Annotated in this window: 15 protein-coding genes; 9 read left to right on the top strand and 6 right to left on the bottom strand. The window is 51.0% G+C overall.

Annotated elements, in window-relative coordinates; all coding sequences use genetic code 11:
* Positions 1–69: 69 nt before the first annotated feature.
* The 3 genes from lptG to ytgA all read right to left on the bottom strand — a co-directional run bounded on the left by lptG (position 70) and on the right by ytgA (position 2365).
* The gene (gene lptG, locus EQY_RS0121615) at positions 70–1152 is read right to left on the bottom strand and encodes an LPS export ABC transporter permease LptG (RefSeq protein ID WP_010346283.1); all 1083 of its coding nucleotides are present in this window, start codon (positions 1150–1152) and stop codon (positions 70–72) included.
* Positions 1152–2252: an LPS export ABC transporter permease LptF gene (gene lptF / locus EQY_RS0121610; protein WP_000584137.1), complete on the bottom strand. Its 1101-nt coding sequence runs from the start codon at positions 2250–2252 to the stop codon at positions 1152–1154. The genes lptG and lptF overlap by 1 nt, the downstream gene beginning before the upstream one ends.
* A gap of 62 nt (positions 2253–2314) precedes the next feature.
* Positions 2315–2365, bottom strand: coding sequence for a protein YtgA (gene ytgA, locus EQY_RS27010; protein ID WP_211180521.1), 51 nt, complete (start codon positions 2363–2365; stop codon positions 2315–2317).
* A gap of 153 nt (positions 2366–2518) precedes the next feature.
* Between ytgA and pepA the strand changes: the two genes are divergently transcribed.
* The 3 genes from pepA to valS all read left to right on the top strand — a co-directional run bounded on the left by pepA (position 2519) and on the right by valS (position 7462).
* Positions 2519–4030 (top strand): leucyl aminopeptidase, encoded by a 1512-nt coding sequence (gene pepA / locus EQY_RS0121605; RefSeq protein ID WP_000397144.1) that lies wholly within the window; start codon positions 2519–2521, stop codon positions 4028–4030.
* Between the two features lie 133 nt (positions 4031–4163).
* Positions 4164–4607, top strand: coding sequence for a DNA polymerase III subunit chi (holC, locus tag EQY_RS0121600; protein ID WP_024212697.1), 444 nt, complete (start codon positions 4164–4166; stop codon positions 4605–4607).
* The gene (valS, locus tag EQY_RS0121595; RefSeq protein WP_000416362.1) at positions 4607–7462 is read left to right on the top strand and encodes a valine--tRNA ligase; all 2856 of its coding nucleotides are present in this window, start codon (positions 4607–4609) and stop codon (positions 7460–7462) included. Before holC ends, valS begins: the two co-directional genes overlap by 1 nt.
* Before the next feature lie 46 nt (positions 7463–7508).
* Here the strand turns inward: valS and EQY_RS0121590 are convergent, their stop codons facing one another.
* On the bottom strand, positions 7509–8696 hold the full coding sequence (locus EQY_RS0121590; RefSeq protein ID WP_001014714.1) for a YjgN family protein: 1188 nt from the start codon (positions 8694–8696) through the stop codon (positions 7509–7511).
* A 192-nt stretch (positions 8697–8888) separates the two neighbouring features.
* Here EQY_RS0121590 and EQY_RS0121585 point away from each other — a divergent pair, with 192 nt between their 5' ends.
* On the top strand, positions 8889–9392 hold the full coding sequence (locus EQY_RS0121585) for a GNAT family N-acetyltransferase (protein WP_010346276.1): 504 nt from the start codon (positions 8889–8891) through the stop codon (positions 9390–9392).
* 45 nt (positions 9393–9437) lie between these two features.
* On the opposite strand, the gene rraB is transcribed toward EQY_RS0121585, so the two are convergent.
* On the bottom strand, positions 9438–9854 hold the full coding sequence (gene rraB / locus EQY_RS0121580) for a ribonuclease E inhibitor RraB (RefSeq protein WP_000002947.1): 417 nt from the start codon (positions 9852–9854) through the stop codon (positions 9438–9440).
* Between the two features lie 161 nt (positions 9855–10015).
* Here rraB and argF point away from each other — a divergent pair, with 161 nt between their 5' ends.
* On the top strand, positions 10016–11020 hold the full coding sequence (gene argF / locus EQY_RS0121575; protein ID WP_000012895.1) for an ornithine carbamoyltransferase: 1005 nt from the start codon (positions 10016–10018) through the stop codon (positions 11018–11020).
* A gap of 45 nt (positions 11021–11065) precedes the next feature.
* Here the strand turns inward: argF and tabA are convergent, their stop codons facing one another.
* A complete protein-coding gene (gene tabA / locus EQY_RS0121570; protein ID WP_000583474.1) occupies positions 11066–11518 on the bottom strand; it encodes a toxin-antitoxin biofilm protein TabA in 453 nt (150 codons plus the stop codon).
* A 260-nt stretch (positions 11519–11778) separates the two neighbouring features.
* Here tabA and pyrL point away from each other — a divergent pair, with 260 nt between their 5' ends.
* The 4 genes from pyrL to ridA all read left to right on the top strand — a co-directional run bounded on the left by pyrL (position 11779) and on the right by ridA (position 13784).
* On the top strand, positions 11779–11913 hold the full coding sequence (gene pyrL / locus EQY_RS0121565) for a pyr operon leader peptide (RefSeq protein WP_001296693.1): 135 nt from the start codon (positions 11779–11781) through the stop codon (positions 11911–11913).
* 2 nt (positions 11914–11915) lie between these two features.
* Complete coding sequence (pyrB, locus tag EQY_RS0121560) at positions 11916–12851, top strand: aspartate carbamoyltransferase (protein WP_000013051.1); 936 nt, start codon at positions 11916–11918, stop codon at positions 12849–12851.
* Between the two features lie 12 nt (positions 12852–12863).
* The gene (gene pyrI / locus EQY_RS0121555) at positions 12864–13325 is read left to right on the top strand and encodes an aspartate carbamoyltransferase regulatory subunit (RefSeq protein ID WP_000148581.1); all 462 of its coding nucleotides are present in this window, start codon (positions 12864–12866) and stop codon (positions 13323–13325) included.
* 72 nt (positions 13326–13397) lie between these two features.
* Positions 13398–13784, top strand: coding sequence for a 2-iminobutanoate/2-iminopropanoate deaminase (ridA, locus tag EQY_RS0121550; protein ID WP_000047539.1), 387 nt, complete (start codon positions 13398–13400; stop codon positions 13782–13784).
* Positions 13785–13852: the final 68 nt, after the last annotated feature.

Raw genomic sequence — 13852 nt, 5'->3', positions numbered from 1 at the left:
GGCATGAACAAAGCGCACTTTGCCAACAATGTAAAAGGGAGCTTTCGCTCCCTTTCTTCACTCATCTGGTTACGATTTTCTCATTAACAGCCACAGGCTGATTAAGAAGAAACTTGCACTTGGCAACAGTGCGCCGATGATCGGCGGGATGCCGTAAACCAACGTCAGCGGGCCGAAGATCTGATCCAGTACATAGAACACAAAACCAAAGCTGATACCGGTAACCACGCGCACGCCCATCGGCACGCTACGCAGTGGACCGAAGATGAACGACAGTGCCATCAGCATCATCACCGCCACGGATAGCGGCTGGAAGATTTTGCTCCACATGTTGAGCTGATAACGTCCGGCGTCCTGACCGCTCGACTTCAGATACTTCACATAGTTGTGCAAACCGCTGATGGAGAGTGCATCCGGATCCAGCGCCACCACGCCCAGTTTGTCTGGCGTGAGGTTGGTTTTCCAGGTGCCGCTCACGGTCTGAGAACCGGTGATTTGTTTTGGATTGGTCAGGTCAGATTCATCAACCTGCGACAGACGCCAGACTTTATGTTCAGGATCAAACTTCGCGGAAGCGGCATAGCGCACAGATTGCAGACGACGATTTTCGTTAAAGGCATAAATACTAATACCCCCTAACTCTTCGTCACCTTTAACCCGCTCAATGTAAACAAAGTTGTTGCCATCTTTTGCCCATAAGCCTTGCTGGGTAGAGAGCAACGAGCCGCCGTACATCGCCTGCGCACGGTAGTTACGTGCCATCTGCTCGCCCTGCGGCGCGACCCATTCTCCGATCGCCATCGTCAGCAATACCAGCGGAATGGCGGTTTTCATTACCGACAACGCTACCTGCATACGGGTAAAACCAGAAGCCTGCATCACCACCAGTTCGCTGCGCTGCGCCAACATCCCAAGACCAAGCAACGCACCCAGCAGAGCCGCCATCGGGAAGAAGATTTGCACATCTTTCGGCACGCTCAGCAGGGTATACATTCCTGCGCCTAACGCGTCGTAACTCCCCTGCCCGGCTTTTTTCAGCTGATCGACAAATTTGATAATGCCGGAGAGCGACACCAGCATGAACAGCGTCATCATGATGGTGGTGAAAATAGTTTTACCGATATAGCGGTCAAGTACGCCAAAAGGTTGCATCACACCGCTCCTTTACGCGAAAAACTGGCGCGCAGGCGGCGAACCGGCACCGTATCCCAAAGGTTGAGAACAATCGCCAAAGCCAGATAAATCAGGTTAACGGTCCACATCCACAGCGTCGGATCCAGCTTACCTTTGCCGCCGTTCGATTTCAGGGAGGTCTGGATCAGGAAGAAAAGCAGATACAGCAGCATGGCAGGCAGCATCGACAGTACACGCCCCTGACGCGGGTTAACCACACTCAGCGGTACGACCATCAACGCCATCATAAACACGGTGAATACCAGCGTGATACGCCAGTTTAGCTCCGCACGGGCGCGATCGGTGTCGGTGTTCCACAATGTACGCATGTCCATCTGGTCGGTATCGTTCGGGTCGAGCGCCACCGCCTGGTGACCAATGATCGCCTGATAATCCTGGAAGTCCGTAATGCGGAAATCACGTAACAGTGCAGTGCCTTCGAAGCGCGTTCCCTGGTTGAGAGTGACGACCTGGGAGCCGTCGCGCAGCTGGGTTAAATGTCCGGAATCGGCCACCACCACAGAAGGACGTGCATTACCTTTTGGTCGAATTTGCGCGAGGAACACATCTTTGAAGTCGCTGCCGTCAACGCTTTCGATGAACAGCACCGAGCTGCCATTGGTCGCTTGCTGGAATTGCCCTTGCGCCAGCGCCGCCATGCCTGGGTTAGCTTTCGCTTCTGCCAGCACCTCATCCTGATGACGCGATGACCACGGCCCCGCCCACATGACGTTAACCGCCGCGACAATCGCCGTGAACACCGCGAGAACCATTGCCGCTTTCACCAGAACCGCTTTGCTCAGGCCGCAGGCATGCATTACCGTAATTTCACTTTCGGTATACAGTTTACCCAACGTCATCAGCAGCCCGAGGAACAGGCTTAATGGCAGGATAAGCTGCGCCATTTCCGGCACGCCCAACCCGAGAAGGGAGAGCACCAGGTTCGCCGGAATATCGCCGTCAACCGCTGCGCCGAGGATCCTCACTAACTTTTGACAGAAGAAGATCAAAAGCAAGATGAAGAGTATCGCCAGCTGGCTTTTGAGCGTCTCCCGCACCAGATATCTTATGATTATCACTTTAAATACGCCCGTAAAAACTCGTCTTTTGCAGGATTTTAGCTTGTTTCATGGCTTAAACGTCATTTATTCTCTTGAGTCGTCGAAATCGTCGCTAAGATAATTATACTCAACGGATTCACCTCTCAGATTTTGTTCTGACGTGCCAATGCCGTAATAACGTTAAGATTAACACGAAGTCATCGCAACAGCGGACATGAGTTACGAAAGCTTGCAATTCTATCTGTAGCCACCGCCGTTGTCTTTAAGATTCAGGAGCGTAGTGCATGGAGTTTAGTGTAAAAAGCGGTAGCCCGGAGAAACAGCGGAGTGCCTGCATCGTCGTGGGCGTCTTCGAACCACGTCGCCTTTCTCCGATTGCAGAACAGCTCGATAAGATCAGTGATGGGTACATCAGCGCCCTGCTGCGTCGGGGCGAACTGGAAGGAAAACCGGGGCAGACCCTGTTGCTGCACCATGTGCCAAATGTGCTTTCCGAGCGCATCCTCCTTATTGGCTGCGGCAAAGAACGTGAGCTGGATGAGCGTCAGTACAAGCAGGTTATTCAGAAAACCATTAACACGCTGAATGATACTGGCTCAATGGAAGCGGTCTGCTTTCTGACTGAACTGCACGTTAAAGGCCGTAACAACTACTGGAAAGTGCGTCAGGCTGTCGAGACGGCAAAAGAGACGCTCTACAGTTTCGATCAGCTGAAAACGAACAAGAGCGAACCGCGTCGTCCGCTGCGTAAAATGGTGTTCAACGTGCCGACCCGCCGTGAGCTGACCAGCGGTGAGCGCGCGATCCAGCACGGTCTGGCGATTGCCGCCGGGATCAAAGCCGCGAAAGATCTCGGCAATATGCCGCCGAATATCTGTAACGCCGCTTACCTCGCTTCACAAGCGCGCCAGTTAGCTGACAGCTACAGCAAGAATGTCATCACCCGCGTTATCGGCGAACAGCAAATGAAAGAGCTGGGGATGCACTCCTATCTGGCGGTGGGGCAGGGTTCGCAAAACGAATCGCTGATGTCGGTGATTGAGTACAAAGGCAACGCGTCGGAAGATGCGCGCCCGATTGTGCTGGTGGGTAAAGGTTTAACCTTCGACTCCGGCGGTATATCCATCAAGCCTTCAGAAGGCATGGATGAGATGAAGTACGATATGTGCGGCGCGGCGGCGGTTTACGGCGTGATGCGCATGGTTGCAGAGCTGCAACTGCCGATTAACGTTATCGGCGTACTGGCAGGCTGCGAAAACATGCCTGGCGGTCGTGCCTATCGTCCGGGCGATGTGTTAACCACTATGTCCGGTCAAACCGTAGAAGTGCTGAACACCGACGCCGAAGGCCGTCTGGTGCTGTGCGATGTATTAACTTATGTTGAACGTTTTGAGCCGGAAGCGGTAATTGATGTGGCGACGCTGACCGGTGCCTGCGTGATCGCGCTGGGTCATCACATCACCGGCCTGATGGCGAACCATAATCCGCTGGCCCATGAGCTGATTGCCGCGTCTGAGCAGTCTGGCGACCGCGCATGGCGTTTACCGCTGGGTGACGAGTACCAGGAACAACTGGAATCCAATTTTGCCGATATGGCGAACATTGGCGGACGTCCTGGCGGGGCGATTACCGCAGGTTGCTTCCTGTCGCGCTTTACCCGTAAGTACAACTGGGCGCACCTGGATATCGCGGGAACCGCCTGGCGTTCTGGTAAAGCAAAAGGCGCAACCGGTCGTCCGGTAGCGTTGCTGGCACAGTTCCTGCTGAACCGCGCCGGATTTAACGGCGAAGAGTAAGTTTGCGTTTTACCCTCACCCTAACCCTCTCCCTAAGGGAGAGGGAACCGATCGAGCGCAATAGAAATTCATTGCTCATCTTTCAGGGTGAGGAATGCAGCAATATTTAAATCCACCACAAGAAGCCCCATATATGAAAAACGCAACGTTCTACCTTCTGGACAATGACACCTCCGTCGATGGCTTAAGCGCCGTTGAGCAACTGGTGTGTGAAATTGCCGCAGAACGTTGGCGCAGCGGTAAGCGCGTGCTCATCGCCTGTGAAGATGAAAAACAGGCTTACCGGCTGGATGAAGCCCTGTGGGCGCGTCCGGCAGAAAGTTTTGTTCCGCACAATTTAGCGGGAGAAGGACCGCGCGGCGGCGCGCCGGTGGAGATCGCCTGGCCGCAAAAACGTAGCAGCAGCCCGCGCGATATATTGATTAGTCTGCGAACAAGCTTTGCAGATTTTGCCACCGCTTTCACAGAAGTGGTAGACTTCGTTCCTTATGAAGATTCTCTGAAACAACTGGCGCGCGAACGCTATAAAGCCTACCGCGTGGCTGGTTTCAACCTGAATACGGCAACCTGGAAATAATGGAAAAGACATATAACCCACAAGATATCGAACAGCCGCTTTACGAGCACTGGGAAAAGCAGGGCTACTTTAAGCCTAATGGCGATGAAAGCCAGGAAAGTTTCTGCATCATGATCCCGCCGCCGAACGTCACCGGCAGTTTGCATATGGGTCACGCCTTCCAGCAAACCATCATGGATACCATGATCCGCTATCAGCGTATGCAGGGTAAAAATACCCTGTGGCAGGTCGGTACTGACCACGCAGGGATCGCTACCCAGATGGTCGTTGAGCGCAAGATTGCCGCAGAAGAAGGTAAAACCCGTCACGACTACGGCCGCGAAGCTTTCATCGACAAAATTTGGGAATGGAAAGCGGAATCCGGCGGTACGATTACCCGTCAGATGCGCCGTCTCGGCAACTCCGTCGACTGGGAGCGTGAACGCTTCACCATGGACGAAGGCCTGTCCAATGCGGTGAAAGAAGTTTTCGTTCGTCTGTATAAAGAAGATCTGATTTACCGTGGTAAGCGCCTGGTAAACTGGGATCCGAAACTGCGCACCGCTATCTCTGACCTGGAAGTGGAAAACCGCGAATCGAAAGGTTCGATGTGGCATATCCGCTATCCGCTGGCTGACGGCGCGAAAACTGCTGATGGCAAAGATTATCTGGTCGTTGCGACTACCCGTCCGGAAACCCTGCTGGGCGACACCGGCGTGGCTGTTAACCCGGAAGATCCGCGTTACAAAGATCTGATTGGCAAATTTGTCATTCTGCCGCTGGTTAACCGTCGTATTCCGATCGTTGGTGACGAACACGCCGACATGGAAAAAGGCACCGGCTGCGTGAAGATCACTCCGGCGCACGACTTTAACGACTATGAAGTGGGTAAACGTCACGCCCTGCCGATGATCAACATCCTGACCTTTGACGGTGATATCCGTGAAAGCGCCCAGGTGTTCGATACCAAAGGCAACGAATCCGACGTTTATTCCAGCGAAATCCCGGCAGAGTTCCAGAAACTCGAGCGTTTTGCTGCGCGTAAAGCAGTCGTTGCTGCGGTTGACGCGCTCGGCCTGCTGGAAGAAATTAAACCGCACGATCTGACCGTTCCTTACGGCGACCGTGGTGGCGTGGTTATCGAACCGATGCTGACTGACCAGTGGTACGTGCGTGCCGATGTACTGGCGAAACCGGCGGTTGAAGCGGTTGAGAACGGCGATATTCAGTTCGTACCGAAGCAGTACGAAAACATGTACTTCTCCTGGATGCGCGATATTCAGGACTGGTGTATCTCTCGTCAACTGTGGTGGGGTCACCGTATCCCGGCATGGTATGACGAAGCGGGTAACGTTTATGTTGGCCGCAACGAAGACGAAGTGCGTAAAGAAAATAACCTCGGTGCGGACGTCGCGCTGCGTCAGGACGAAGACGTTCTCGACACCTGGTTCTCTTCCGCGCTGTGGACTTTCTCTACGCTCGGCTGGCCGGAAAACACCGACGCCCTGCGTCAGTTCCACCCGACCAGCGTGATGGTTTCTGGCTTCGACATCATCTTCTTCTGGATTGCCCGCATGATCATGATGACCATGCACTTCATCAAAGATGAAAATGGCAAACCGCAGGTGCCGTTCCACACTGTTTACATGACCGGTCTGATTCGTGACGACGAAGGCCAGAAGATGTCTAAATCCAAGGGTAACGTGATTGACCCGCTGGATATGGTCGACGGTATTTCGCTGCCAGAACTGCTGGAAAAACGTACCGGTAATATGATGCAGCCGCAGCTGGCGGACAAAATCCGTAAGCGCACCGAGAAGCAGTTCCCGAACGGCATTGAGCCGCACGGTACTGACGCGCTGCGCTTCACCCTGGCGGCGCTGGCTTCTACCGGTCGTGACATCAACTGGGATATGAAGCGTCTGGAAGGTTACCGTAACTTCTGTAACAAACTGTGGAACGCCAGCCGCTTTGTGCTGATGAACACAGAAGGTCAGGATTGCGGCTTCAACGGTGGCGAAATGACGCTGTCGCTGGCGGATCGCTGGATTCTGGCGGAGTTCAACCAAACCATCAAAGCGTACCGCGAAGCACTGGATAGTTTCCGCTTCGATATCGCCGCAGGCATTCTGTATGAATTCACCTGGAACCAGTTCTGTGACTGGTATCTGGAGCTGACCAAGCCGGTAATGAACGGTGGAACTGAGGCCGAATTGCGCGGTACTCGCCACACGCTGGTTACGGTACTGGAAGGTCTGCTGCGCCTCGCGCATCCGATCATTCCGTTCATCACCGAAACTATCTGGCAGCGTGTGAAAGTGCTTTGCGGCATCACCGCTGATACCATCATGCTGCAACCGTTCCCGCAGTACGATGCATCTCAGGTTGATGAAGCGGCGCTGGCCGACACCGAGTGGCTGAAACAGGCGATCGTTGCGGTACGTAACATCCGTGCAGAAATGAACATTGCTCCGGGCAAACCGCTGGAGCTGCTGCTGCGTGGTTGCAGCGCGGATGCAGAACGTCGCGTAAATGAAAACCGTGGCTTCCTGCAAACGCTGGCACGTCTGGAAAGCATCACCGTGCTGCCTGCCGATGACAAAGGTCCGGTTTCCGTTACTAAGATCGTCGACGGCGCTGAGCTGCTGATCCCGATGGCTGGACTCATCAACAAAGAAGATGAGCTGGCGCGTCTGGCAAAAGAAGTGGCGAAGATTGAAGGTGAAATCAGCCGTATCGAGAACAAGCTGGCGAACGAAGGCTTTGTCGCACGTGCACCGGAAGCGGTCATCGCGAAAGAGCGTGAGAAGCTGGAAGGTTATGCGGAAGCGAAAGCGAAGCTGATTGAACAACAGGCGGTTATTGCCGCGCTGTAATACGCACAGTGAAAACGAAGGCCGGAGAATGCTCCGGCCTTTTTATTTAGATAAACGGAACATACGGCATAATACCGCGAGATATCCACATTAACGGACCGCTATCCTGCGGTTTTTCATCATTCGCTAACGCCAGTGAATCAAGGTCACCCTGCACATGGGTATTATTGGCAATCCAGCTAATCATCCACATTTTCAGCCAAGGATAAGCCAGTCCACAGGTAATTGAAGAACCCATTAATACCGCAAACATGCGTAAAAGCACACCGAACGTGGTAACGGACGAATGAAAACGAATTGTTCCATTTGCCAGTGTCAGGTTATTCAGAAACAAACTACGTAACGTGACATAGAGATAACTGGCAAAAACAAAAATCGCAACAAAATAAAGGAAATAAGAAGCCATAATCTGTGGGTAATATTGCAATACAAGCTCACCACCAGCATCAGACCTACCCAACATGGTCATCATCATTACCTGCTGAAATACTGGCGCAATCATAATACCAATCACAATGATGAAAGGAACCATGGTTAATATTGCGAGCATACAACCTTTAATGCATTCTTTTACGTTTACCTGAACAGAAAACTTATGAATGCCAAAAGTTGCATTGTTACCCAGCAATGGCATCCATTTACTGTAGGTTATACCATTGACGACACCCAGCCCGATGGCAGAAAGCAAACTTAACGCGACTAAGTTAAAGAATAATCCTCCTATCGATGTCGTCAATTGCGCAATAAGATACAGTGCGAACCAAAACGCTAACGCCAACAAAACAGGCAGACCTAACATAACCCACCATGCACGGAGCATCGAGCAGTTAAAGCCAAAGCGAATGCCATTCAGTGAGGTCATGTTCGCCTGATATTGTAGACTCTTCACTGCCATGCAAGGAATACCGCAGCTCAAGAGAGCAAACAGGAGAAAACCAAGAACAAAGTGCTGGCCTGAAAAACAAGAAATACTGAGAAGATAAACGACAATAATAAGGAACATGCTAACGAAAATGGCACCACCAGTTCCCTTATAACTAAATGGTTGCCCATTGAGTGTCACATGTTGATAAATATAACGACGGCATTTCACCAATGCCCACGGCCCATATATTCCCAGAGTAATAATTGTCAGTAAAAAATTCACAAGACAAATAAGAAAATACTCACCACCTTTGCCTGTAAAAACAAATGAGTGACGAGAGTTATCTTTCCCGACGTTTACACCATTCATGAATCATATCCCTAAAATAAATTCCATTCATATAGATAATAATCCCAGTAAATTAATACTGGTACGCCTAGAATACGCTTTCTCAAAGAGATATATGCTTAATATTTTCTGATTTATCTTCTTCTTGCACCGCATAAGCGAGGGTGGTATTAAAGTGAGCTATAAATCATACATTTGAAATTGAGCTATGCTATGAATGTTGTCACTTCTCCCGCGCTCCGTTTGCGCAAACTTACTGCCGCCGATAATCCCGCTATCGCCAGCGTCATCCGCCAGGTATCCGCAGAATACGGTCTTACCGCTGATAAAGGCTACACCGTCGCCGATCCCAATCTCGACGAATTGTATCAAGTGTATAGTCAGCCCAGTCATGCGTATTGGGTAGTTGAATACAATGGCGAAGTGGTGGGTGGCGGCGGGATTGCGCCATTAGCAGGTAGTGAATCGGACATTTGCGAACTGCAAAAGATGTATTTTCTTCCTGCTATTCGCGGTAAAGGACTGGCGAAAAAACTGGCCTTAATGGCGATGGAGCAGGCGCGAGAAATGGGCTTCAAACGCTGCTATCTGGAAACGACCGCTTTTTTAAAAGAAGCGATTGGTTTGTATGAACATTTAGGTTTTCAACATATCGATTACGCACTTGGTTGCACGGGCCATGTCGATTGTGAAGTGCGGATGCTGCGTAAACTCTAAAAAAATGCCCGCTAGTGTGTACTAGCGGGCATTTTAATCAATTAATTAGTGACGAACACCGTCATCATCTTCGTCGACATAATCTTCATCGTCGCCATCTTCGCCGTTAGGATCTTCAAAGTAAGTGCCCCAACCGTCGTATTCAACGTCGAACTTCTCTGCCAGGTTCATCAATTGCTCAACCTGGGCGTCGATAAGATCGGCATTCAACGCGCATTCGCTGAGGATGTCACAGCAAATTACGATATCGCCATCTTCCACTTCCAACTCTTCCGGATCGGTCACTTCGTAACCGAGTTTAAACGCTTCAACCGCTGCTTTTTCCAGGGTTTCCAGATCGTCTGCGGAAAGGTGATGTTCGATGGTGTACAGCGCGTCCGGATCGCTGCCATCTTCCAGTAATTCTTCAATAATCAAACGCGTTTCTTCACGCTGTTCTTCCAGTTGTTCCGGGTTTGCCATGGCTCATTCCTCTTAATGTCCTGCCGATACTCTTATTGTCACACACCACTGACATTGCCTCCACCTTTGTGACAAAGATTTATGTTTTAGACTTGCAAATGAATAATCATCCATATAAATTGAATTTTAATTCATTACGGCGTTAGCCACAGGAGGGATCTATGTCCGGGTTTTATCATAAACATTTCCTGAAATTACTCGATTTCACGCCAGCTGAACTCAACAGCCTGCTGCAGTTAGCTGCGAAGCTGAAAGCCGATAAGAAAAACGGCAAAGAAGAAGCCAGACTCACAGGTAAAAATATCGCGCTCATCTTCGAAAAAGACTCGACCCGTACCCGATGCTCTTTCGAAGTTGCCGCATATGACCAGGGTGCTCGCGTCACTTATCTCGGCCCCAGCGGCAGCCAGATTGGCCATAAAGAGTCGATTAAAGATACCGCCCGCGTGCTTGGTCGCATGTATGACGGTATTCAGTATCGCGGCTATGGTCAGGAGATTGTCGAAACGCTGGCGGAATATGCAGGTGTGCCGGTATGGAACGGCCTGACTAATGAGTTTCATCCTACACAGCTTCTGGCGGATTTGCTGACCATGCAGGAGCATTTACCAGGTAAAGCGTTCAATGAGATGACGCTGGTTTATGCCGGAGATGCACGCAACAACATGGGTAACTCAATGCTGGAAGCTGCGGCGTTGACCGGTCTGGATTTACGCCTGGTAGCGCCACAAGCGTGCTGGCCGGAAGCTTCGCTGGTTACGGAATGCCGCGCCCTGGCACAGCAAAATGACGGGAATATAACGCTGACAGAAGATATCGCAGCAGGCGTTAAAGGTGCCGACTTTATTTACACCGATGTGTGGGTATCGATGGGGGAAGCGAAAGAGAAATGGGCAGAACGTATTGCATTACTGCGTGATTATCAGGTGAATAGCAAAATGATGCAGTTAACCGGTAATCCAGACGTCAAATTCCTGCACTGCCTGCCCGCGTTTCATGACGACCAAACGACGCTAGGTAAAAAGATGGCAGAAGAGTTTGGCCTGCACGGTGGGATGGAAGTGACGGATGAGGTCTTTGAATCTGCCGCCAGTATTGTTTTTGATCAGGCGGAAAACCGCATGCATACCATCAAAGCGGTAATGGTTGCGACGCTCGCCCAATAACGCCAGTACCGGAGGCGGCGTAACGTCGCCTCCGGCATAATCCACTTACGCCATCAGCATTTTCACAACCGCTTTGCGAACCTGGGCTGGCTCGCCCACTGCGCACAGTGGCTTGTGTACTTCACCCGGATAGAACACGACAAAGTCGCCTTCATTGAGGATAACTGTTTTCTCCTCAACACCTTCTGGCAAAAAGGCGATGTCTTTATCGGCTAACCAATCGGTATCCGGCGTGCCCGCAGGTTGTGTGCTGAAGGTCATGCCTTCCTGCCCTTTTAGCACAATCTGAATATCGAGATAGCGGGCATGGTACTCGGCGCGGCGTGCTTCATACGGCTCGGTCATATCTTCAGAGATAAGATAAAACAGACGGTTGCCTTCGATGTCGTGCTTACCTTTTGGCGTTTCTGCCGTAACGTGCGCTTTAATATACTCAATCGCCTGACGTAATTCTTCCGGCAACCATTGCTGGAGATTATGAATATTTCCGATGATCATTTTTTCATTCCCTCAATTAAAACATCGTTTCATTTCTCTTGTTATACGTAATTCCTTACTGCCATACCAGCATTTTTTGCCGCCTGATTGCGCCAGCGCATATTTTCCCCCCACATTCCCCCCTAAATTCATTTCGTTATAAATTCAAATTTGAAGCATATAAATTCACAACAATCGTTTACCTTGGAAGTTTCTTGCATTAATCGCTTGATCCCACTTTCTGGCTGAGTATAATGCCGGACAATTTGCCGGGAGGATGTATGGTTCAGTGTGTTCGACATTTTGTCTTACCGCGTCTGAAAAAAGACGCTGGCCTGCCGTTTTTCTTCCCGTTGATCACCCATTCCCAGCCCCTCAATCGAGGGGCTTTTTTTTGCCCAGGCGTCAGGAGATAAACATGGCTAATCCGCTATATCAAAAACACATCATTTCCATAAATGACCTTAGTCGCGATGACCTTAATCTGGTGCTGGCGACAGCGGCGAAACTGAAAGCAAACCCGCAACCAGAGTTGTTGAAACATAAAGTGATTGCCAGTTGCTTCTTCGAAGCATCAACCCGCACCCGCCTCTCTTTCGAAACCTCGATGCACCGCCTGGGTGCCAGCGTGGTGGGATTCTCTGACAGCGCAAACACCTCACTGGGAAAAAAAGGTGAAACGCTGGCTGATACCATCTCGGTTATCAGCACTTACGTCGATGCAATTGTGATGCGCCATCCGCAGGAAGGTGCGGCGCGCCTGGCAACCGAGTTTTCCGGCAATGTGCCGGTGCTGAACGCCGGTGATGGTTCCAACCAACATCCGACGCAAACCTTGCTGGATCTGTTCACCATTCAGGAAACCCAGGGACGTCTGGACAATCTTCGTGTCGCAATGGTCGGCGACCTGAAATATGGTCGCACCGTTCACTCCCTGACCCAGGCGCTGGCGAAATTCGACGGCAACCGTTTCTACTTCATCGCCCCGGATGCGCTGGCAATGCCGCAGTACATTCTGGACATGCTTGATGATAAAGGTATCGCCTGGAGCCTGCATAGTTCCATTGAAGAAGTGATGACGGAAGTGGACATTTTGTATATGACCCGCGTGCAAAAAGAGCGCCTGGACCCGTCCGAATACGCCAACGTAAAAGCGCAGTTTGTCCTGCGCGCCAGCGATCTTCACAACGCCAAAGCCAATATGAAAGTGCTGCATCCGCTGCCGCGTATTGATGAAATTGCGACGGATGTCGATAAAACGCCGCACGCCTGGTACTTCCAGCAAGCAGGCAATGGGATTTTCGCTCGCCAGGCGTTACTGGCACTGGTTCTGAATCGCGATCTGGTACTGTAAGGGGAAATTGAGATGACACATGATAATAAATTGCAGGTTGAAGCTATTAAACGCGGCACGGTAATTGACCATATCCCCGCCCAGATCGGTTTTAAGCTGTTGAGTCTGTTCAAGCTGACCGAAACGGATCAGCGCATCACCATCGGTCTGAACTTGCCTTCTGGCGAGATGGGCCGCAAAGATCTGATCAAAATCGAAAATACCTTTTTGAGTGAAGATCAGGTAGATCAACTGGCATTGTATGCACCGCAAGCCACGGTTAACCGTATCGACAACTATGAAGTGGTGGGTAAATCGCGCCCCAGTCTGCCGGAGCGCATCGACAATGTGCTGGTCTGCCCGAACAGCAACTGTATCAGCCATGCCGAACCGGTTTCTTCCAGCTTTGCCGTGCGAAAACGCGCCAATGACATCGCGCTCAAATGCAAATACTGTGAAAAAGAGTTTTCCCATAATGTGGTGCTGGCCAATTAATTGCGGTTGGTAATAAAAGTCTGGCTCCCTATAATGAGCCAGACTTTTTACCGCTGTAATAAAGGAGAAATCATGAGCAAAACTATCGCGACGGAAAATGCACCGGCAGCTATCGGTCCTTACGTACAGGGCGTTGATCTGGGCAATATGATCATCACCTCCGGTCAGATCCCGGTAAATCCGAAAACGGGCGAAGTACCGGCAGACGTCGCTGCACAGGCACGTCAGTCGCTGGATAACGTAAAAGCGATCGTCGAAGCCGCTGGCCTGAAAGTGGGCGACATCGTTAAAACCACCGTGTTTGTGAAAGATCTGAACGACTTCGCAACCGTTAATGCTACCTACGAAGCCTTCTTCACCGAACACAACGCCACCTTCCCGGCACGTTCTTGCGTTGAAGTTGCCCGTCTGCCGAAAGACGTGAAGATTGAGATCGAAGCGATCGCTGTTCGTCGCTAATCTTGATGGAAATCCGGGCTATCATGCCCGGATTAAATCTGATGACAAACGCAAAATTGCCTGATGCG

The organism is Escherichia sp. TW14182, assembly GCF_000208525.1.
In the GTDB taxonomy this organism is placed as follows: domain Bacteria; phylum Pseudomonadota; class Gammaproteobacteria; order Enterobacterales; family Enterobacteriaceae; genus Escherichia; species Escherichia ruysiae.
The sequence above is the reverse complement of the archived record's forward strand: the minus strand, read 5'-3'. Positions and strand labels throughout refer to the sequence as shown.